This is a genomic window from Evansella vedderi (assembly GCF_030813435.1).
GTDB classification, from domain to species: Bacteria; Bacillota; Bacilli; order Bacillales; family Salisediminibacteriaceae; genus Evansella; species Evansella vedderi.
The window spans coordinates 1-20,196 of the sequence record NZ_JAUSUG010000028.1 but is presented as its reverse complement, the minus strand read 5'-3'; the positions used below and the strand labels follow the sequence as shown (position 1 = coordinate 20,196).

The window sequence follows — 20,196 nt, the reverse complement described above, 5'->3', positions numbered from 1 at the left end:
ATTGATTATAGAATACAACTAAAGAGAAATGCAGAGTGAATAGGAGGTATTTAAAGATGTTTGAGACATTTGGAGGATTTTTAATATATATTGCCATTTTGATGTTGATTCCATTGTGGGCTCAATCAAAAGTGAAAAGTGCATACAAAAAATACTCTCAAGTAGCTTCGTCTTCAGGGATGACAGGTGCACAAGTGGCAAGGAAAATTTTAAATGATAATGGGTTATATGATGTTACTGTAGAACCAGTTAAAGGTCAGCTAACTGACCACTATGATCCACGTGCAAAGGCTGTACGATTATCTGAACAGAACTATTACGGAAACTCCATAGCAGGAGCAGCAGTTGCTGCCCACGAGGTAGGACACGCGTTACAGGATGAAGAAGGATACGCATTTTTACGTTTCCGCCACGCATTAGTTCCAGTAGCTAATTTTGGTTCGAACTTTTCATTTATTTTAATCCTTGCTGGTATCTTAATGAGTGCCTCAGGGATGTTATTAGCAGGTATTGTATTAATGTCAGCCGCCGTACTTTTCCAACTAGTTACATTGCCAGTGGAGTTTAACGCGAGCAATAGAGCTATGGAACAAATTGTTTCAGCGGGAGTTATTAGAAACGATGAAGAACGCGAGACAAAGAAAGTTCTAAACGCTGCAGCATTAACTTATGTTGCTGCCGCATTAGTTGCAGTAATGGAACTTGTCCGCTTTATCTTAATGTATGTAGCAATGAATCGAGATTAATTAGTAAAAACATCAAGCCTAGGCTTGATGTTTTTTTAGTAAAAATATAATTTGTAGCAGCTAATGTCCTATAGGCCGTTTATTCTCGTCTAAAGTAAAACCTTCCCCCATCACATCCTGAACATCCCCTAAAGTAACAAACGCATGGGGATCAATCCGGCCAATTAAATTTTTTAAGCGGACTACTTCATTTCTACCCACAACACAGTATAATACTTCCCTGTCAGCTCCTGTAAAACTTCCTTTCCCTTTCAAAATAGTAGCACCACGGTCCATTTCTTTTAAAATAGAAGCGGCAATGTCAGGAGTACGGTCGGAAACAATCATAGCCGCTTTTCCTGAGTAAGCCCCCTGCTGCATAAAATCGATAACCTTAGCTGCAATAAATACAGCAACCAATGTGTACATTGCTTCCCGATAATTTAAATAGACAAGTGAAGTGGTAATGACAGCAGCATCGAAGATAAACATTGTTTTTCCCATACTCCATCCGTAATATTTAAACCCTAAGCGAGCTATTATATCTACTCCTCCAGTGGTACCACCAAATCGAAAGACGATTCCTAGACCAACACCTATGAATACTCCTGCAAATAATGCCGCAAGTGTTAAGTCGTCATATAGTGGTAAGGATATAATTGGAAAACGCTGAAATAACCAAAGAAACACAGAGACAGAGATGGTTCCAATAATCGTATAAATAAAAGCATTTCGTCCTAGCACCTTCCAACCGATAATGAATAAAGGTATATTTAATACGAGATTAGAGTAGGCAGGATCAATATTAAAAATAAAGTAAAGGATGAGGGTAATTCCAGTAAAACCTCCATCGGCAAGATTATTTTCCATATTAAAGTAGACTAGCCCAAAGGACATAATTGCCGTACCAATGATAATAAAGAATGTATTTTTTAAATTAATGGATCCCAACATTTTAACACCTCCCCTGATTGCTATTACCGGGTTTATTATAAAGGAATAACACCCCCCATTCAAACCTAACCGTTTTTAATATTTGTCAAATGACGTTGTTTTCGCTAACATGAACATGTACATATTCTTTTTTTCTGAAAGCGAGGGTAAGGGAAGGTGGACAACAAAACAATTCAAGATGCACAGAAAGAAGTGGATCTATACATAAGTCAATTTAAAGAGGGGTATTTCAGTCCATTGGCCATGATGGCACGGCTCACGGAGGAAATGGGTGAGTTAGCAAGAGAAATAAACCACTTTTATGGAGAGAAGCCCAAAAAAGAAACAGAAGGGGAAAAAACAATAGATCAAGAAATTGGAGATTTATTTTTTGTTCTTATTTGTTTAGCAAATTCATTAGATGTTGATATGGACAAAGCCTTTGATTTAGTTATGGAAAAATTCAGAACTCGGGATAAAGATCGCTGGACAAAAATAGATACAAAAGGAGAAGAGTAAAATGATTAAGATTGTTATTGCAGGGCCAAGAGGGAATATGGGGAAGGAAGCAGTCAAAATGGCTACAGGGGAAGAGAGCTTTGAGCTGGTGGCTGTTGTCGATCACAGATATAATGGTGTTAAAATGAATGAAATACCAACAATGGAGCAATTAGATATCCCTGTGTATGATAATATGACACAGTGCTTTGAAAATCATCCTTGTGATGTACTCATTGATTTAACAACTCCAGAGGTTGGGAAAAAACATATGCTGACTGCGTTTGAATATGGTGTTCGACCAGTGGTTGGTACAACAGGATTTACGGATGAAGATGTGGAAGAATTATCACAAATTGCTCAAGAGAAGCAGTTAGGGGCTATTATTGCACCGAATTTTGCCATTGGGGCTATTTTAATGATGAAGTTTTCCCAAATGGCAGCAAGGTACATGCCTAATGTGGAAATAATCGAACAGCATCATGATAGAAAACTAGACGCTCCTTCAGGAACTGCTGTTAAAACGGCAAAAATGATATCAGAAGTACGGGAGGAGATGAAGCAGGGACACCCTAATGAAACAGAGCAAATGGCTGGTGCAAGGGGAGCAGATCACGAAGGACTTCGAATACATAGTATCCGACTCCCGGGTCTTGTAGCCCATCAGGAGGTTATTTTCGGAGGAGAAGGCCAAACGTTAAAAATCCGTCATGACTCTTTAAATCGAGCTTCCTTTATGCCAGGAGTCAAACTAGCCTGTGAAACAGTTATGAAACTAGATATACTTGTTTATGGCTTAGAACACATCATAGAATAAATTCAGTTTTAAGGAAAATGTATTGTGCTTGGATAATTTCCCGCCATGGAGAATGAAAATTGTACATTGTCTCTCGAATCCGTTACACGCGGACGACAACACGGATTTCATATTTTCAGGGTAGACTTCCCAAAAATTATATTTAGCCAGAGGGCGCTAGGAGGAGTTAGATTTGAATATTGCATTCATTGCACACGATAAGAAGAAAGACGATATGGTACAATTTGTAACAGCTTATGAAAAAGTATTACAAGAGCACACCCTTTTTACTACAGGGACAACGGGACAGCGTATAATGGATGCTACTTCATTAAAGGTACACCGATTTCAATCAGGTCCATTAGGCGGAGATCAGCAAATAGGTGCTAAGATTGCTGAAAACAATATGGATTGTGTCATCTTTTTTAAAGACCCACTGACGGCTCAGCCTCATGAACCGGATATTTCAGCGTTAATTCGTTTATGTGATGTTTATAGTATTCCATTAGCTACTAACATGGCAACAGCGGAAATACTTTTAAAAGGACTCCAACGTGGTGACTTTCAATGGAGAGAAATTGTGAAGGGTAAGGAAGCAGAAGGGAAGAGTCGTTCATGACAGACGGAAGGTTAGATATCCTTGCTATAGGAGCTCATCCTGATGATGTTGAAATAGGGATGGGTGGGACTCTGGCTAAATATGGTGATGCAGGATATCAAACAGGGATCATTAATCTAACAAAGGCTGAGCTCTCTTCAAATGGTACGGTTGAAGAGAGACAACTGGAGGCAGAGAAGGCAGCTAAAATCTTGAAAGTTGCCAAAAGGATTCAATGGTCCTATCCGGACCGCCAACTTCTTTCTTACAAAGACAAATGTATAGAATCGTTAGTTAGGGCTATTCGACAAATTCGCCCGAAGCTTGTTTTTGCTCCATATTATAAAGATCGACATCCAGACCATGGACATTGTCATGAAATAGTGAAGGAAGCGGTCTTTTCAGCTGGCATTAAACGATTTTTACCAGAAGCAGTGGGGGAGGCTTACAGACCAGAAGCCCTCTATTACTATCAAATAAATGGGATGATAGATCCCCATTTTGTAGTTGATATTTCAAAGTATATGGATAGAAAGCTAGAAGCTTTAGCTTGTTTCAAAAGCCAATTTAATCTTAAAAAAGGGGGAGTAAACACCCCCCTAAATAACGGTTATCTTCAGAGACTGGAAGGCCGTGAGAGTATTCTGGGAAATGAAGTAGGTGTTACCTTTGGTGAAGGGTTCCGCTCAGATAAACCATTAATAATCTCATTATTAGGAGAAACAGAATGACATATAAAATAGGAATTACCTGCTACCCTACTGTTGGGGGGTCTGGTGTAGTAGCAACTGAATTAGGAAAGGCATTGGCTGAAAAGGGGCACCAAGTACATTTTATTACATCAAGTGTTCCTTTCCGTTTAGATGGTTGTAAAGCAAATATTTATTATCATGAAGTGGAGGTAAACCAATATTCTGTATTTCGGTACCCCCCTTATGATATTGCACTAGCTAGTAAAATGGCAGAAATTGCAAAGAGAGAATCCCTTGATATTTTACATGTCCACTATGCGATTCCACACGCGATCAGTGCTTTTTTAGCTAAAGAGATGGTGGGGGATCATTTAAAGGTAGTTACTACTTTGCATGGGACAGATATAACTGTATTGGGTTATGATCCATCCTTGTCAGATATGATTCGTTTTGGAATTGAGCGTTCCGATGTAGTTACGGCAGTTTCTAATGATTTAGTGAGGCAAACTGGTGAGCTTCTTCACACACAGAAACAAATTGAAACCATTTATAACTTTGTGGATCATCGTACATATTTTCCGAGAAATACAGTGGCGCTAAAAGAGGACTACGGCATAAACAAAGAACAAAAGGTACTTGTACATGTTTCTAACTTTCGAAAGGTAAAGCGAGTTCCTGATGTAGTACAAGCTTTTCATCTCATTCAACAACAAGTGGACTCCGTTCTCCTCTTAATAGGTGAAGGGCCTGAACTCCCTGTAGTAACTCAATTAGTGAGGCGCTTAGGGTTAGAGGACAAAGTTAGATTTTTAGGAAATCAGAAACGGGTAGCAGAGCTTCTCTCCATGAGTGACCTAAAGCTTCTCCTTTCTGAAAAAGAGAGCTTTGGTCTTGTCATATTAGAAGCAATGGCATGCGGAGTCCCTGCAATAGGTACTAATATAGGTGGGATACCTGAAGTAATAGATGATGGGAAAAATGGTTTTATATGTCCCCTTGGGGATATAGAGAAAATTGCAGCAGCAGCAATTGAAATATTAACGAAAGATGAACTTCAAAGGGAATTTGGGGAAAATGCTGTCAAAAAAGTCAACTATGAATTTCACCGTGATAGAGTAGTGGGTCAATATGAAGAGGTATATGAAAAAGCTATAAACAAAATTGGTGAAACACAATGCTAACCTGGGAAGAATCAGCCAAAACTGTTCTTCGTAAACTGCAGGATAATCAATATGAGGCCTATATTGTAGGTGGGGCTGTCCGTGATAAGTTAATGAAACGTTCAATAAGAGACGTGGATATTTGTACAAATGCTTCCGTAGAAGACCTTCAAAGGATTTTTCCTAGAACAGTGGATGTTGGTGTGCAACATGGTACAATCATCATACCAATTGAGGGGAAATCTATAGAGGTTACTCAGTATAGAAATAGGGATAGAAGCAAACTGCCTACCTTGCATAGTGATTTAGCCATGCGAGATTTTACCTGCAATGCAATGGCGATGAATATAAATGGGGATCTTATTGACCCCTTCCATGGCCAAGAAGCGATTAAGAATAGACAGCTTCAAGTAGTTACAAACAGTCCAGCCCCCTTTAAGGAAGACCCCCTTCGTTTGTTGAGGGGGGTACGTTTTTCACTGCAGCTAAGTTTTTCCCTAGAAAAGTCCACAAAAGAGTGGATGAAAGAATATGCCCCTCTAATTTGCCAACCGGCAGTGGAGCGTATTGCGAATGAACTGGAAAAAATAGCTAATGTGATTTTAAGAAAGAGGGATATTCAATTTTTATTAGATTGTAAAGTAATAAGAGAATTACCTTATATATTCCCAAATAGAGACTTATTTCAAAATAAGCTAAAGGCTATGGAAGACACTTTTTCTATTAGTGGAATAATGGAACTGTGGAGTATGCTTTCATTCTCTCAATTTCCTGAGGAGTCACAGAGAGCAGTGAATCACTATAAACTTCCTAGACAATTAAAAAAAGATATTCTTACAATTATTTACTTTGTTCATCTTAGTCTGAGAAAGGAATGGACGAACTTCGCTTTATATCAATTAGGGAAAGTACGTATTACATCTGCTGAAAAACTGTTGGCCCTCCTTCAAGGTAGAAAACTAAAAGTGGAGGAAATGATCAGCCAATTTGATAGTCTACCAATTAAATCCAAAAAAGAAATGGCTGTGTCTGGGAAGGATATCATGGAGTGGTACCCGAACAAACAAGGGGAATGGGTTGGTAACTCCTTAGCCCTGGTCGAAAAGGCAATTGTCTTAAATCATCTTCCAAATCAAAAACAAGAAATATATCATTGGTTAACGAAGGAGCATAAGGAATGAAGGGGAAAGTATTGCAATTATTAAGGGATCATAGGGATGACTTTCTATCTGGGGAAAGGATCAGTGAAGAATTATCTTGTAGTCGTACAATGGTCTGGAAATATATTGATTCCCTTCGGAAAGAAGGTTATGAGATTTTAGCTGTTTCCAATAAAGGCTATCAGTTAAAAGGGGAGTCAGATGTCGTTAGCGTCCATGCCATTGAATCCCGCTTAATTAGGGACTCCATGTTCCAACATATTAATTACGAGGAATCGGCTGTATCTACCCAAATTTCAGCTCATAAATTGGACGCTGAAGGTGCACTAGCTGGGACAGTTGTCGTTGCCAATGAACAAACGGGGGGACGAGGAAGGTTAGGTAGATCATGGTACTCTCCTCCTGACACGGGAATATGGATGAGCATGATTTTACGGCCAGAAGTAGAGCTTAGGGAAGCACCGCAGATTACCTTAGTAACTGCCATTGCAGTGGTACGGGGAATTGAAAAGGCAACGGATATAGAGGTGGACATTAAGTGGCCTAATGATTTACTTCTATGTGGGAAGAAGATAGCCGGAATCTTAACAGAAATGCAAGCCGATCCCGATCGAGTAAATTCAGTTATCGTTGGGATTGGCATAAATGTTAATCAAACCTCTTTTCCAGAAGACGTTAAGGGAGTTGCCACATCTCTTTCCGCTATGACAGGAAAGATTTATCATAGGGCAGCTATCATTGCTGAGATTTTAAATGAGTTCCAATGGTTGTATGATACCTATTTAACGAAAGGCTTTTCATTTCTTAAACCCTTATGGGAAGCAAGGGCAGTTACGATTGGTAAAAAAATAATTGCCCGTACACCAAAGGAATCCATTGAAGGAATAGCTGAAGGTATCGATGAAGAAGGCGTCTTACTATTAAGGGATAATAACAATAAACTCCATCGTATTTATTCAGCAGATATCGATCTTTCAAAAAATTGACACATTACGTATATAATCTGTTATACTTTTGTTGGGCAGTATCTCAAGAAGAACTGTACCATTAGTTAAAGATTTATATAGCCAATTGAAAAATATTTAGCTCTTTTCGTATAGATTATTGACTCTATAAATAACTCGAAGGAGTGTAAGGTGGCGACTCCAGCGTTGCCCGTGGGATCAAGACGGTGACATTACGCCTGAAACGAATTCGAGCGATTTACTTATCTTTGTAAAAACAATAATCTTTTAGAAAATAGCTAGATAATTCTGCCTTGATCCGAAGGGCTCGGACTGGGACAGAGGGTGTGACATCAGATAAAGGGATAAATATGCCCTTTTCTTAGGAGCGAACACAAACCTTCTTCCAGTTGGAAGAAGGTTTTTTTGATACAACTACAGTTTTACTTTAATCCGTCAGAGTTATCGTTCCTCCAATTGTTGCCCTTTTTCTCAGTAAATACGAAAGGGGAGAAAATGGTGAAAACAACGTCTGATTTTCGGAAGATGAAACAAAACGGAGAAAGAATTTCAATGTTAACGGCCTATGATGCACCTAGTGCTAAACTAGCTGAGGATGCAGGTATTGACACAATTTTAGTTGGAGATTCATTAGGTATGGTTGTTTTAGGATACGATTCTACTGTTCCTGTAACACTAGAGGATATGATTCATCACACCAAAGCGGTAAGAAGAGGAGCAAAGGATACCTTTGTTATTGCAGATATGCCGTTCCTAACTTATCATTCCTCCTTAACAGAAACCTTTCATCATGCAAAACGCTTGATACAAGAGGGCGGCGCACATGCAGTCAAAATGGAAGGGGGAGGGGAAGTTTTAGAGTCAGCCAAAAAGCTAATTGATGCAGGTGTTCCAGTAGTGGCTCACTTAGGTTTAACCCCTCAATCTGTTGGTGTTCTTGGAGGATACGGGGTACAAGGGAAAGATGAGCAAAGTGCCTCTTTACTAATTGCGGAAGCAAAAAAAGCAGAGGAAATTGGAGTTAGTATGCTTGTAATTGAATGCGTACCAGAAATACTCGGGGAGGAAATTTCGAATACGATTTCCACACCTGTTATTGGTATTGGTGCTGGTAGATATACAGATGGTCAAGTTCTGGTATTCCACGATTTAATAGGCTTTACACAAGGTCACGTTCCAAAGTTTGTAAAACGTTATAGTGACGTATCTACAACGATTAAAGAAGCAATTCAAAGTTTTCAAATAGAGGTGAAGGAAAATAGATTTCCAGAAGAAAAGCACGTTTTCCAAGCTAAGCAGGAAGGAAAACAAAAGCTGTACGGAGGAAAATAACCAAGATGAAGAAATTTACGGAAATTAAAGAACTAAAAGAATGGATTAGAGAACTGAAACTAACAGGTATGTCCATAGGGTTTGTTCCAACGATGGGATACCTTCATGAAGGTCATCTCTCCTTGGTGGAGCAAGCAAAAAATGAAAATGACCTAGTTATTTTAAGTATTTTTGTAAATCCACTTCAGTTTGGTGAAGGGGAAGATTTTGATCGATATCCCAAGGATAAAGAGAGAGATTTGAGTTTAGCCAGTAAAGTCGGGGTAGATGCCGTTTTTATGCCAACAGTAAAAGAGATGTATCCAAAAAAAATGAGTGCTACCTTGGTAGTTCATGAAGGTACAGATGTATTATGTGGTGCAAAACGACCTGGACATTTTGACGGTGTCGCTACTGTCGTAATGAAGTTATTTGGAATTGTTGCTCCAGACCGAGCTTACTTTGGCCTTAAGGATGCTCAGCAGGTCGCAGTAATTGAACGATTAGTAAATGATTATCATTTAGATATTGAAATAGTCCGGGGAGCAACCGTTAGGGAAGCAGATGGATTAGCCAAAAGCTCTAGAAATGTTAACCTAACTTCCAAAGAACGGGTGGAGGCACCTATTATATTTCGATCATTATTAAAAATAAAAGACCGAATCTTAAACGGAACGTATAAGAAGGTAAGCGATGTAGAAGAGGGCCTTAAAGAAGAGCTCTCTCAGCATATCACTGGTTATATTGATTACGCTGAAGTTAGAAGTTTTCCTTCCCTCAAGGAACTAAATTTCCTGCAGGGGGAACTTATCATAGCTGTAGCCGTTAAATATTCAAAAGTAAGACTCATAGATAACCTTATTGTGAATGTATAAGGCTGTTTTCGTAATTATTGTTGCTTTTTTTAAAAAGCTTGGAGAAGCGAAAGGCGGCGACTCCAGCGGAGCCAAGCAAACAGTCATGTATAAACAACAGGAGAGGAGATGTATCATGTATAGGGAAATGATGAGTGGCAAGCTTCACCGCGCCACTGTTACAGAAGCAAACTTAAATTATGTAGGAAGTATAACAATAGATGAAGATTTAATGGATAGTGTAGGTATTTTGGAAAATGAAAAAGTCCAAGTGGTGAATAATAACAATGGTGCCCGACTAGAGACCTATGTTATTAAAGGAACACGTGGTTCCAAAACAGTTTGTTTAAATGGAGCGGCCGCAAGACTTGTACAACCGGGAGACAAAGTCATTATTATCTCTTATAAATGGGTGAGTGAACAAGATAGTTACAATCATCAACCAAAGGTAGCCATATTAAATGATCAAAATGAGATCATTGAAATGATGAACACAGAACCCGCCTCAACGATAAGATAAAATTCGATCTTTTACCTCGTATAGCAATCCCTCTTTCATTGGAACACTGTATATAGGTGTCGATGTAAAGGAGGGTTTTCTTTTGTTGTCTTTACAAAAATGGAAGTCCATATCTAAATGGCTATTAGAAAACAAAGAAGAGCTAACAGAGGAAGAAAAACAATACTGGATTGAACAATTATCTTATCAGAATCAAAAAATGCTTGAAACTTGGAGTGAGCAGTTAGAACTTTTGGATGAAGTAAAGGAAAAGCTCGTAGATTCTGCCCCATTATCTTTTAAAAAGAAAGGAGAAAGTTTACAGGGAGTTAGCTATTTTCATTTAGGTCTTTATGATAGGGCAGTTGATGCGTTAAAGTACGAATTGGATTTTAGTGAACAGCCTTCAAGGGTTTACTTATATTTAGGTTATGCTTATTTATACTTGGATGAGGATCATTTTGCAAAGGAGCATTTGTTAAATGTTATTCATCGAACTGACGATACATTAGAAAAGCACTTTGCCCTTTTAGCTTTAGGGATGCAAGCGGCACGCGATGATGATATTGAACAGGCAATATCCTATTTTGAAAATGCAGAGAAACTCCTATTTAATGCTGATGTAGTGTATAATTTAGGCATCTGCTATCTTTTGCTTAAAATGCCTAAGGAAGCACGTCCCTATTTTGAAAAGGTCATCGAATCAGGAGAGGGAGATGGTGAGGCATTTTATTGGTTAGGAAAATGCTATATGGATTCGGGGAATAAAACCATGGCAATGGAAACCTGGTATAAAGCAGTACATGAATTTGATTCAGAGGACTTGCTTTTGTCTTTAGCAGTAGAATTTGAGGAAAGAGGTTTATTTTCCTGTTCTTTATTTTGCTATGAGAGACTACGTGACCTGGGCTGCAGGGAGGACATAGTATTACACGGGCTTTCTTGGAATTACGGGTTAATGGACGATCAAACGAAAGCTCAGGAAGGATTCAAAAAACTTTTAACAAAATACCCCGAGAATACAAATGGTTGGATTTCCTATTTATGGCTCCTTACTAAATGGGGAAAACAAGATGAAATACACAATGTGAAGAAACAAATCCAATCCCATGGGATTGACCACCCCCTTATAGAAAAGATGACAGACTAAAAAGACAAGGACTATGTTTTGACAAAGGGAATGAATTGGGAGAAGGTTTATGGAGGAATCTAAGAATGGAACGGTTTGTGGTTATTGATGTGGAAACAACAGGTGTTTCTTTTGAAAAAGGGGATAGAATAATACAGGTAGCCTACGTAGTTATTCAAGATAATACCATTGTGGAGCGGTACTCCAGCTACGTTAATCCAAAGAGAAGTATTCCTCTTTTTATACAGTCATTAACAAATATTGATAATACTTTTGTAAAAGAAGCTCCTGTATTTGAAGAAATAGCTCCAAAGCTTCTGGAAGCACTTAATGGTGCTTTTTTTGTGGCTCATAATGTAGATTTTGATCTTAACTTTTTAAATAAAGAACTTTCAGCTGCTGGTTATAATCCATTTGACGGTCTTGTTATTGATACGGTGGAATTAGCTAAAATAGCTTTTCCTACAGCAGATGGTTTTCGACTATCACAGCTATCAAAAAACTTTCATATGGATCACGATCAACCCCATCGTGCAGATAGTGATGCGGAGGCTACTGGACAGCTTTTCATTGAAATACTGGAACGTTTATCAAGATTACCGATAGAAACATTGTCAAAATTAAATCAATTAGCACCTCGATTAAAAAGTAATATGAAAATACTTCTTCATCGCTGGATGTTACAAAATGATCGTTCATTACAGAAAGATGATTTTGATTACGATTACTCATATGGTTTAGCCCTTCGTAAAGTATCGGAAGATGAAATAATGGAAACACACAATGGAGAAATAGATTTTAATCACTTTTTTAACACCTTCCTAAAAAACGAGAAGTGGTGTAAGGAGCGAATGGAAGGCTTTGAATTAAGGCCGGGACAGCTAGAGATGCTATCCTTTATTCATGAAACAATGAAGGAGGGGAACCATGGGCTAATAGAAGCTGGAACCGGTACAGGGAAAACATTAGCGTATTTAATTTCTGCTGCTTTTTTAGCAAAAGAAAAAAACAAAAGGGTGATCATTAGTACACAGACAATTCAGCTTCAAGAGCAGCTCCTTCAAAAGGAATTGCCAAATGCTATGAAATTTTTGCCATTTCCTATACGAATAGCTCTGTTAAAGGGGAGGAGTCACTATCTTTGCTTGCAAAAGTTTAAGAACCTTCTAAAGAATGATATTAACGATACATATGATCGAGCTGTTTCCAAAGCACAAATCTTAGTATGGTTAACAGAAACGGAAACGGGGGACGTAGAAGAGCTTAGTCTTGCTACCCAAAATAAACGATTTTGGTATGAAGTAAGCAGTGATTCCTATTCATGTGTAACCCATAGCTGTTTTTATCAAAGGGCTAGGAAGAGAGCACAGATGGCAGACATTGTTGTAACTAATCATTCCCTCGTACTATCGGATATCCGAGCAGGTCATCAACTTCTTCCAGCTTATGAATATATAATCTTAGATGAAGGTCATCACTTTGAAGAAACAGCAACAGAGCAATTAGGATTTCAACTAGATTATTTGATAGTAACACAATTGTTAAATGAAAGTGGGGCTATCGATGGGGACGGATTCCTCCATGTAATTTCCAAAACATTACTGTTAGATAAGGAAATTGGGAATACTATTTTTAATTTGGATGAGGGAGGAAAGGTTTTAAAACAAGAATGGTACGAGTTATTTTTATTACTTTATGATTATATATGTAAGAAACAAGGACAATTTAATGAACGTGGCCGAATGACTGTGAAAATGGATGTTTATGATGAGGAATGGTTTCCTGTTCAAGAGTCGGTGGATCGCTTTTCTGCCCTTTTGGACGAGTGGATCAAAGATTTATTGAAGTTAAGTAAACACTTGGAACAACATTTTGTAAATGAGTTGGATATAAAGCAGACATTACAGGCTTATATTGAACGTGTAAAAAAAATTCAAGATACATATAATAACCTTTTTATAAACCAACAACCAGAAATGATCCATTGGTTAGAAGCGGAGACAAAAGGACCAAAAACATCTATATTTATCAAAGGGAGACCTGTACAAGTAGCCGAATATTTAGGGGATGATTTCTTTTCAACTAAAGAAAGTGTTATTCTAACATCCGCTACATTAACTGTTAGTAACAAATTTAAATATATGATCCAAAGGCTAGGGCTTGAATCTTTCCCTGTAAAAACAAAAAGAGTAGTCTCCCCATTTCACTGGGATAAACAAGTTCAATTGGTTGTACCAACAGACATGCCATTAATTCAGGAGTCAGGTGAGGACGCTTATATTGATGCAGTTGTAATGCAAATTTACAGATTAGCACAAGTAACAAAGGGAAAGATGTTAGTTTTATTTACCTCATATGATATGTTGAAAAAGAGCTATCTATTATTGAAGGAAATGCTAGAGGATGAATATGTATTAATTGCACAAGGAGTACAAACAGGAAGCAGAAATAAACTCACAAGAAATTTCCAACAGTTTGAGCAGGCTATTTTATTAGGGTCGAGCAGCTTTTGGGAAGGGGTAGATATTCCTGGTCGTAATTTAAGTGTCATTGTTATCGTTCGACTTCCCTTTACGCCACCTGACGATCCTGTGTTCCAGGCTAAGTCAGCATTGTTAAAGGAAGCAGGAGAGAATCCCTTTATGAAATTAGCATTGCCGCAAGCTGTCATTCGTTTTAAGCAAGGATTTGGCAGACTTATTCGCCGGTCCTCAGATAGAGGGATCGTAGTTGTATTAGACCGTAGAATAATTTCTACACGTTATGGAAAATCGTTTATAAAATCACTGCCAAATATTCCGTTAATGGAAAAACCAATGGATGAATTAGAAAATGACATTTTAAAATGGTTATGATTTAAGTCATTAAAAAATATAGGAAATAGTTAGGAAAGGATGTCCTAGATGAGGAAGCTGTTACTACTATTTTTGAGTACAATTTATCTACTATCTGTTGTGCCGTCTTTTGCTTTAGCGGATAAGGTGGAGTTGAATTTAACTAGAAATGAAGTGGCTTATACTTTCTTTGATTTAACCCATGGGGAGGCAACACTAATTCAAGGTATAAATGACCAATCCGTTCTTATAAATACCGGGCACAGTGACAGTGAAGATGAGTTAAAGGAACGTTTAGACATGTATAATGTTTCGTCCATTGATACTCTTGTACTTACAAGTAAACAAATTGAATATATCGGGAACCTTCCTTGGCTGCTCACAAACTATTCAGTAGATACAATTTTTATCCCAAAATCTTTGGAATCTAATTTTGCGTCTATTTTATCTAATTTTGACATAGAAATTTCACTTTTTGAAAAAGGAGATAAATATTCCCTATTGAATGGTTTAAATATAGAAGTTCTTTATGTTGAAGAGAGAAAAGGGACCGATGAAGGTGGCTGTGCCTTTTTTATTCAACATCATGATCAAAAGCTTTTATACATGACCATTGCAAATCCATATGTGGAAGAAGAGTTAGTGAAAGAGTACGATTTAAAATCCACTATGTTTAAAGTACCTGATTTCGGAAGTGATCGTGGTACGTCTGATTCTTTATTGGAAGAAGTTGACCCACAAATTGCGGTTATTTTTAGAAATGGTGAAGATCAACCAAGTAGCTTTGTGTTAGAAAGGTTGCAGGAAACTTGGATTGATATTTATCAAACAAGCAGGATTGGGACGGTCACTATTAAATGTAATGACGAGGATTACGAGGTTATCACTGTTAGGCCGTCAAAAGAAAATATTCTTCCTAACAGTTGGTTAACTCGAAATAAAAGAACGTAGAAGGTGGTAAGGTGAATAAACTTATACATTCCGTAACAGTTGTTACGATGGATAATAAAAATTCGGTATTCGATGGCTTTGTTATTGTGAAGGATGATAAATTTCATGAAGTTAAACAAGGAACTCCTTCTGAGTATGATAAGAATCAAGCAGATGAGATAATAAATGGGAGCGGGAAGTGGTTATTGCCAGGTCTAATTAATTCCCATGGTCATTTAGGAAGTGCTTTTTTAAGAGGAGCTGGGGATGACATTCCTTTAATGACTTGGTTAAAAACGGTTATGTGGCCTAACGAACAAAAATTTACGGAAGAAATAGTAAAGAATGCAGCATCTTTAGCAATGGTTGAAATGGTGAAATCTGGTACTACGACCTTTTTGGATATGTATCATTTATACATGGACAAAATGGCGGAACTGGCTATTTCTAGCGAAATGAGAACAGTTCTTTGCAGGGGGATGATTGGATTATGTCCTGATAGAGAACAAGATGAAAAAATTGCCGAGTCTATACAATTATTTCATGATTATAATGGTGTAAATAAGGGTAAAGTTACAGTGGCATTATCCCCACATGCTCCCTACACATGTCCTCCTTCTTTTATGATAAAAGTAGTGGATGCAGCAAAGAAAAACGGAATGTGGATCCATACTCATTTAGCGGAAACGAAAGGGGAAGTAGACCGACACATTGCCGAACATGGAGTTAGTCCTGTTAAACATATGGACGACCTTGGTTTATTTGATGTGCCAAGTCTTATTGCCCATGGGGTTCACTTGACTGTGGAAGACCTACATATTCTTTGTGAAAAAAATGTCTCTGTAGCTCACAATCCAATGAGTAATTTAAAACTGGGATCAGGTATTGCCCCTATCCCTGATATGATCAATAAAGGTATCACTATTTCTTTAGGAACAGATTCAACAGCAAGTAATAACAACTTAGACCTATTTGAAGAAATGCGTTTTGCAGCCCTTATACATAAAGGTACTCACGAAGACCCTACAGTAACGACAAGTGAGATGATTTTACGTATGGCGACTAACTGGGGGGCAAAGGCATTGCAATTGGAGAAACTAGGAAAAATCAAAGCTGGTTATCAAGCAGATTTTATTTTAGTAAATCCAAACAGTGCCCACTTGTTACCTTCGGATAAAAAAAGGGTGTTGTCACATCTCGTTTATTCAGCAAAAGGATCAGATGTTACAGACAGCTTTGTTGGTGGAGTGCATATTATGAAAGACAAAGAACTCTTATCATTAGACGAAGAGAAAATTATATTCGAAGCCAAAGCCTTTCAAATATAACAGCAACATTTGCCCACAGAAAGTAGCCGCCTGTAACGAATTCGAATAATAGCAATCCTTTTAGAAAACAGCTTAAAAAAAGAGCACCATCTTGGGTGCTCAGTGGTGTAAGTGTAGGTTAGGTTTTAGTTTGGATCACATTGTTCAGGAAATTTTGTTTGCCTAAAAGCAATGTCAATTGTGTTAAAATGATGGGGACGGTGAGGTGACCTTAACGAAATGACATGCTTTTCACGTTGGTACCAATCAGCAGTGGTCACTGCTGCTGAGTTGTATCTTTTTTCATTGTCATTCACGCTCATCATCCTTTTCTATTTGGAGCGGTAATAATAGTATCGCCTAATGAAAATGGACTATGTTAACAATATTTATCCTTACAAGGAAGACAATTTAATGCATATTCTCAGGGGCAAAACCATTAGGATTTAGATTTTAATGAAGCATAAGTAGGTGTTTGTTAATGAAGGCATGGATCTTATCAATAATTACAATAATTATTGTATCAGTAGCAGGTTTTGCTGCTTATATGTATATGGCAATTTCAGACCCATTAGTACAGCGCCAGCAGGCTGCTTCGAGTATTCTTGAAGGTTATGAGGCTGTAGCAGAAATTCAACATATATCTTATTACCATGGGCGTCGATCCTTTCAGGTTATTGAAGGAAAAAATAGTGATGGTGACGAAGTATATGTATGGGTGGAGGAATTAACAGAAGAACAAAAAGAAAATGAAGAGGAACCACAGATAATTTCCCGTTTGAAATCTGAGGGGCTGTCCAAACAAGAAATAAGGGATCTCGCCCACTCTAGATTAGATATTAAACAAATAAAAAGCATTAATTTGGGTATTATTGGGAGTACTCCTGTTTATGAAGTTATTTATGAAGATCAACTAAACAGGCATTCATTCTATTATGTTAAATTTGAAGATGGTACATACATTCGTCACTACCAATTTCAGAAAAATTAAATGAAGGGAAAGGTGTCACACATGAATTTTTCATCTCGCGTTTCATCTATTACGCCATCAACAACGTTGGCAATTACAGCAAAGGCAAAGGAATTAAAAGCACAAGGACATGATGTTATTGGTTTAGGAGCTGGTGAACCAGATTTTAATACGCCAGAGTATATTATAGAAGCCAGTTACCAATCGATGCTTGCGGGCCATACGAAGTATACCCCTGCCGGAGGACTTGCAGAACTAAAAAAAGTAATAGGGAAGAAATTTAAGGAAGATCAAGGGTTGGATTATACACCTGAAGAAATTATTGTAACAAATGGAGCAAAGCACGCCCTCGCTCTTTTATTCCAAACTATATTGGAAGAAGGGGAAGAGGTTATTATCCCTACTCCTTATTGGGTTAGTTATCCGGAACAAGTAAAAATTTCTGGAGGAGTTCCAGTTTATGTAGAAGGTAAGGAAGAAAATGAATTTAAAGTAACTGTCCAACAATTGGAAAATGTAATAACAGATAAGACGAAGGCGTTTATTTTAAATTCTCCAAGTAATCCAACAGGAGTTATGTATACAGAAGAAGAGTTACGTAAAATAGGGGAAGTTTGTGTAAAGCATAACATCCTGATTGTTTCAGATGAAATATACGAAAAGTTAATTTATGGAGAGGAAAAACATATTTCCATTGCTCAATTGTCACCTGAATTAAAGGAACAGACGTTAATTGTGAATGGTGTATCTAAATCACATTCCATGACAGGTTGGAGAATTGGTTATACTGCCGGAAGAAAGGATATTATTAAAATGATGTCTAACTTGGCTAGTCATACCACATCAAATCCTGCAGTTATGGCTCAATATGGTACGATCGCCGCTTATGAACAAGAGGATGGCTCTGTTGAAAAAATGCGTCAAGCCTTTGAAGAACGTTTAAATACTGTATTTGATAAAGTACTTTCTATTCCAGGATTTTCATGTGTGAAACCACAAGGTGCATTTTATTTATTTCCTAATGTAAAGAAAGCTGTAGTAAGCGGTGGATTTTCTTCCACGGATGAATGGGTAGAAGCACTATTAGAGGAAGCCAAGGTAGCCGTAGTCCCGGGTAGTGGTTTTGGGGCTGATGATAATATCCGTTTATCCTATGCAACAAGCCTAGAGCAATTTGAAGAAGCGTTAGATCGTATCCACAAGTTTGTAGAAAGCCGTCAAAAGGCTTAAAAAGACCCAAAGGAAAATGTCGGTATGTTGTTTCATTGTTTGCTAAAGCATACCGACATTGACTTCTTTTTTTCGACAGATGTATAATTATATAGGTGGTTTTTTCATAAAATTGGATGAAAAGTAGTGGATTTTTGGAGGGAAGACAGTGAAAACAACGATTGCAGAAGTGGGTAAGCATGTTGGACAAACAGTAACCATCGGTGCTTGGCTTGCTAATAAACGTTCAAGCGGTAAAATTGCCTTTTTACAATTACGAGATGGAACAGGATTTATCCAAGGAGTTGTGGTAAAAGCAGAGGTTGAGGAAGAGGTTTTTAAATTAGCTAAAGAACTGACACAAGAGAGTTCCTTATTCGTTACTGGTACCGTACGTGAGGATGATCGAGCACCATCAGGATATGAGTTGACTGTTCAATCACTTGAACTTATTCATGAAGCAAAGGATTATCCTATTACACCAAAGGAACATGGTACCGAGTTTTTAATGGATCACCGTCATTTATGGCTCCGTTCTAAGCGACAACATGCAATAATGAAGGTTAGAAACGAGATTATTCGTGCTACATATGAGTTTTTTAACGAAAATGGGTTTACTAAAGTGGATCCTCCAATTTTAACTGGGAGCTCCGCTGAAGGGACAACTAATTTATTCCATACGAAATATTTTGATGAAGATGCTTACTTGTCACAAAGTGGACAATTGTACATGGAAGCAGCGGCAATGGCTTTAGGAAAAGTATTTTCCTTTGGACCAACCTTCCGAGCCGAAAAGTCCAAAACACGCCGTCACTTAATTGAGTTTTGGATGATCGAACCTGAGATGGCCTTTATGGATCATGAAGATAACTTAAAGGTTCAAGAAGACTACGTATCCCATGTAGTACAATCTGTTTTGAAAAATTGTAAACAGGAACTTATTGCATTAGAAAGGGATGTAGCTAAGCTAGAGAATGTTGTAGCTCCATTCCCTAGAATTACTTATGATGAAGCAATTGAAATGCTGCAGAAGGAAGGACATGAAATTAAGTGGGGGGAAGACTTCGGTGCTCCACACGAAACGGCTATTGCTGAGAAATTTGATAAGCCAGTTTTCATTACTCACTATCCTGCAGAAATTAAGGCTTTTTATATGAAGCCAGATCCTAATCGTGAAGAGGTAGTACTGTGTGCTGATCTCATTGCTCCAGAAGGTTATGGAGAAATTATTGGAGGATCTCAGCGCATTGATGACGAAGAGTTGCTAAATCAACGATACGAGGAGCATAATCTATCTCAAGAGGCATATCAATGGTATATGGATTTGCGTAAATATGGATCTGTGCCCCATTCTGGCTTTGGACTTGGTTTAGAAAGAACAGTAGCCTGGATCAGCGGTACAGAACACGTTCGTGAAACCATTCCATTCCCAAGGCTGTTGAATAGACTATACCCTTAATAAAGGCCAAATTATTTTTAAACAATGCGCATGTATTTTCTAAGTAGTCAAGAAAATACATGCTTTTTTTGGTTGTTTAGCGTACAATGTCAAATACTTTTTTCAAGATTTAGAGTAACTCAAACACACCTACTTTAATTTCCTTTTTTTACAAGTAGCAATCAACC

General features: G+C 37.8%; 20 protein-coding genes. 18 read left to right on the top strand and 2 right to left on the bottom strand.

The window, feature by feature from the left end; all coding sequences use genetic code 11:
- Nucleotides 1-56: 56 nt before the first annotated feature.
- On the top strand, nucleotides 57-746 hold the full coding sequence (locus J2S74_RS23955) for a zinc metallopeptidase (RefSeq protein ID WP_307331196.1): 690 nt from the start codon (nucleotides 57-59) through the stop codon (nucleotides 744-746).
- Nucleotides 747-806: 60 nt separating this feature from the next.
- Here J2S74_RS23955 and J2S74_RS23950 read toward each other — a convergent pair whose 3' ends face one another.
- Nucleotides 807-1,679, bottom strand: coding sequence for a YitT family protein (locus J2S74_RS23950; RefSeq protein WP_307331193.1), 873 nt, complete (start codon nucleotides 1,677-1,679; stop codon nucleotides 807-809).
- 156 nt (nucleotides 1,680-1,835) lie between these two features.
- Between J2S74_RS23950 and J2S74_RS23945 the strand changes: the two genes are divergently transcribed.
- From J2S74_RS23945 to J2S74_RS23880, 14 genes are all read left to right on the top strand, one after another.
- Nucleotides 1,836-2,177, top strand: coding sequence for a nucleotide pyrophosphohydrolase (locus J2S74_RS23945; RefSeq protein ID WP_307331190.1), 342 nt, complete (start codon nucleotides 1,836-1,838; stop codon nucleotides 2,175-2,177).
- A gap of 1 nt (nucleotide 2,178) precedes the next feature.
- A complete protein-coding gene (dapB, locus tag J2S74_RS23940; RefSeq protein ID WP_307331188.1) occupies nucleotides 2,179-2,973 on the top strand; it encodes a 4-hydroxy-tetrahydrodipicolinate reductase in 795 nt (264 codons plus the stop codon).
- 172 nt (nucleotides 2,974-3,145) lie between these two features.
- Nucleotides 3,146-3,571, top strand: a complete 426-nt coding sequence (mgsA, locus tag J2S74_RS23935) for a methylglyoxal synthase (RefSeq protein ID WP_307331185.1) — start codon at nucleotides 3,146-3,148, stop codon at nucleotides 3,569-3,571.
- Nucleotides 3,568-4,281 carry a bacillithiol biosynthesis deacetylase BshB1 gene (bshB1, locus tag J2S74_RS23930; protein ID WP_307331183.1) on the top strand — a complete coding sequence of 238 codons (714 nt, stop codon included), beginning with the start codon at nucleotides 3,568-3,570 and terminating at the stop codon, nucleotides 4,279-4,281. The genes mgsA and bshB1 overlap by 4 nt, the downstream gene beginning before the upstream one ends.
- Complete coding sequence (bshA, locus tag J2S74_RS23925; protein ID WP_307331180.1) at nucleotides 4,278-5,423, top strand: N-acetyl-alpha-D-glucosaminyl L-malate synthase BshA; 1,146 nt, start codon at nucleotides 4,278-4,280, stop codon at nucleotides 5,421-5,423. Before bshB1 ends, bshA begins: the two co-directional genes overlap by 4 nt.
- Nucleotides 5,417-6,583: a CCA tRNA nucleotidyltransferase gene (locus J2S74_RS23920; RefSeq protein WP_307331177.1), complete on the top strand. Its 1,167-nt coding sequence runs from the start codon at nucleotides 5,417-5,419 to the stop codon at nucleotides 6,581-6,583. The genes bshA and J2S74_RS23920 overlap by 7 nt, the downstream gene beginning before the upstream one ends.
- A complete protein-coding gene (locus tag J2S74_RS23915) occupies nucleotides 6,580-7,548 on the top strand; it encodes a biotin--[acetyl-CoA-carboxylase] ligase (protein WP_307331174.1) in 969 nt (322 codons plus the stop codon). Before J2S74_RS23920 ends, J2S74_RS23915 begins: the two co-directional genes overlap by 4 nt.
- Nucleotides 7,549-8,025: 477 nt before the next feature.
- Nucleotides 8,026-8,859: a 3-methyl-2-oxobutanoate hydroxymethyltransferase gene (gene panB, locus J2S74_RS23910; RefSeq protein WP_307331171.1), complete on the top strand. Its 834-nt coding sequence runs from the start codon at nucleotides 8,026-8,028 to the stop codon at nucleotides 8,857-8,859.
- A 5-nt stretch (nucleotides 8,860-8,864) separates the two neighbouring features.
- On the top strand, nucleotides 8,865-9,713 hold the full coding sequence (panC, locus tag J2S74_RS23905) for a pantoate--beta-alanine ligase (RefSeq protein ID WP_307331168.1): 849 nt from the start codon (nucleotides 8,865-8,867) through the stop codon (nucleotides 9,711-9,713).
- A 115-nt stretch (nucleotides 9,714-9,828) separates the two neighbouring features.
- Complete coding sequence (gene panD / locus J2S74_RS23900) at nucleotides 9,829-10,212, top strand: aspartate 1-decarboxylase (protein WP_307331308.1); 384 nt, start codon at nucleotides 9,829-9,831, stop codon at nucleotides 10,210-10,212.
- Nucleotides 10,213-10,294: 82 nt separating this feature from the next.
- Nucleotides 10,295-11,341 (top strand): tetratricopeptide repeat protein, encoded by a 1,047-nt coding sequence (locus J2S74_RS23895; protein ID WP_307331165.1) that lies wholly within the window; start codon nucleotides 10,295-10,297, stop codon nucleotides 11,339-11,341.
- 65 nt (nucleotides 11,342-11,406) lie between these two features.
- Nucleotides 11,407-14,175 carry an ATP-dependent DNA helicase DinG gene (gene dinG, locus J2S74_RS23890; protein ID WP_307331162.1) on the top strand — a complete coding sequence of 923 codons (2,769 nt, stop codon included), beginning with the start codon at nucleotides 11,407-11,409 and terminating at the stop codon, nucleotides 14,173-14,175.
- A gap of 72 nt (nucleotides 14,176-14,247) precedes the next feature.
- The gene (locus tag J2S74_RS23885) at nucleotides 14,248-15,105 is read left to right on the top strand and encodes a ComEC/Rec2 family competence protein (protein ID WP_307331160.1); all 858 of its coding nucleotides are present in this window, start codon (nucleotides 14,248-14,250) and stop codon (nucleotides 15,103-15,105) included.
- Nucleotides 15,106-15,116: 11 nt separating this feature from the next.
- Nucleotides 15,117-16,412, top strand: coding sequence for an amidohydrolase (locus J2S74_RS23880; protein ID WP_307331158.1), 1,296 nt, complete (start codon nucleotides 15,117-15,119; stop codon nucleotides 16,410-16,412).
- 125 nt (nucleotides 16,413-16,537) lie between these two features.
- On the opposite strand, the gene J2S74_RS23875 is transcribed toward J2S74_RS23880, so the two are convergent.
- Nucleotides 16,538-16,708, bottom strand: a complete 171-nt coding sequence (locus J2S74_RS23875; RefSeq protein ID WP_307331156.1) for a hypothetical protein — start codon at nucleotides 16,706-16,708, stop codon at nucleotides 16,538-16,540.
- A 164-nt stretch (nucleotides 16,709-16,872) separates the two neighbouring features.
- On the opposite strand from J2S74_RS23875, the gene J2S74_RS23870 reads away from it, so the two are divergent.
- The 3 genes from J2S74_RS23870 to asnS all read left to right on the top strand — a co-directional run bounded on the left by J2S74_RS23870 (nucleotide 16,873) and on the right by asnS (nucleotide 20,029).
- Nucleotides 16,873-17,382 (top strand): cell wall elongation regulator TseB-like domain-containing protein, encoded by a 510-nt coding sequence (locus J2S74_RS23870; RefSeq protein ID WP_307331152.1) that lies wholly within the window; start codon nucleotides 16,873-16,875, stop codon nucleotides 17,380-17,382.
- A 21-nt stretch (nucleotides 17,383-17,403) separates the two neighbouring features.
- Nucleotides 17,404-18,591, top strand: coding sequence for a pyridoxal phosphate-dependent aminotransferase (locus J2S74_RS23865; RefSeq protein WP_307331149.1), 1,188 nt, complete (start codon nucleotides 17,404-17,406; stop codon nucleotides 18,589-18,591).
- A 148-nt stretch (nucleotides 18,592-18,739) separates the two neighbouring features.
- The gene (asnS, locus tag J2S74_RS23860) at nucleotides 18,740-20,029 is read left to right on the top strand and encodes an asparagine--tRNA ligase (RefSeq protein WP_307331147.1); all 1,290 of its coding nucleotides are present in this window, start codon (nucleotides 18,740-18,742) and stop codon (nucleotides 20,027-20,029) included.
- The last annotated feature ends 167 nt before the right edge of the window (nucleotides 20,030-20,196 follow it).

Bases quoted from the DNA above. Each gene is read 5' to 3' on its own strand.
- J2S74_RS23870 (WP_307331152.1), top strand. From the start codon at position 16,873: ATGAAGGCATGGATCTTATCAATAATTACAATAATTATTGTATCAGTA.
- dinG (WP_307331162.1), top strand. From the start codon at position 11,407: ATGGAACGGTTTGTGGTTATTGATGTGGAAACAACAGGTGTTTCTTTT.
- J2S74_RS23865 (WP_307331149.1), top strand. From the start codon at position 17,404: ATGAATTTTTCATCTCGCGTTTCATCTATTACGCCATCAACAACGTTG.
- bshB1 (WP_307331183.1), top strand. From the start codon at position 3,568: ATGACAGACGGAAGGTTAGATATCCTTGCTATAGGAGCTCATCCTGAT.
- J2S74_RS23915 (WP_307331174.1), top strand. From the start codon at position 6,580: ATGAAGGGGAAAGTATTGCAATTATTAAGGGATCATAGGGATGACTTT.
- panD (WP_307331308.1), top strand. From the start codon at position 9,829: ATGTATAGGGAAATGATGAGTGGCAAGCTTCACCGCGCCACTGTTACA.
- dapB (WP_307331188.1), top strand. From the start codon at position 2,179: ATGATTAAGATTGTTATTGCAGGGCCAAGAGGGAATATGGGGAAGGAA.
- bshA (WP_307331180.1), top strand. From the start codon at position 4,278: ATGACATATAAAATAGGAATTACCTGCTACCCTACTGTTGGGGGGTCT.
- panC (WP_307331168.1), top strand. From the start codon at position 8,865: ATGAAGAAATTTACGGAAATTAAAGAACTAAAAGAATGGATTAGAGAA.
- J2S74_RS23955 (WP_307331196.1), top strand. From the start codon at position 57: ATGTTTGAGACATTTGGAGGATTTTTAATATATATTGCCATTTTGATG.
- J2S74_RS23950 (WP_307331193.1), bottom strand. From the start codon at position 1,679: ATGTTGGGATCCATTAATTTAAAAAATACATTCTTTATTATCATTGGT.
- J2S74_RS23920 (WP_307331177.1), top strand. From the start codon at position 5,417: ATGCTAACCTGGGAAGAATCAGCCAAAACTGTTCTTCGTAAACTGCAG.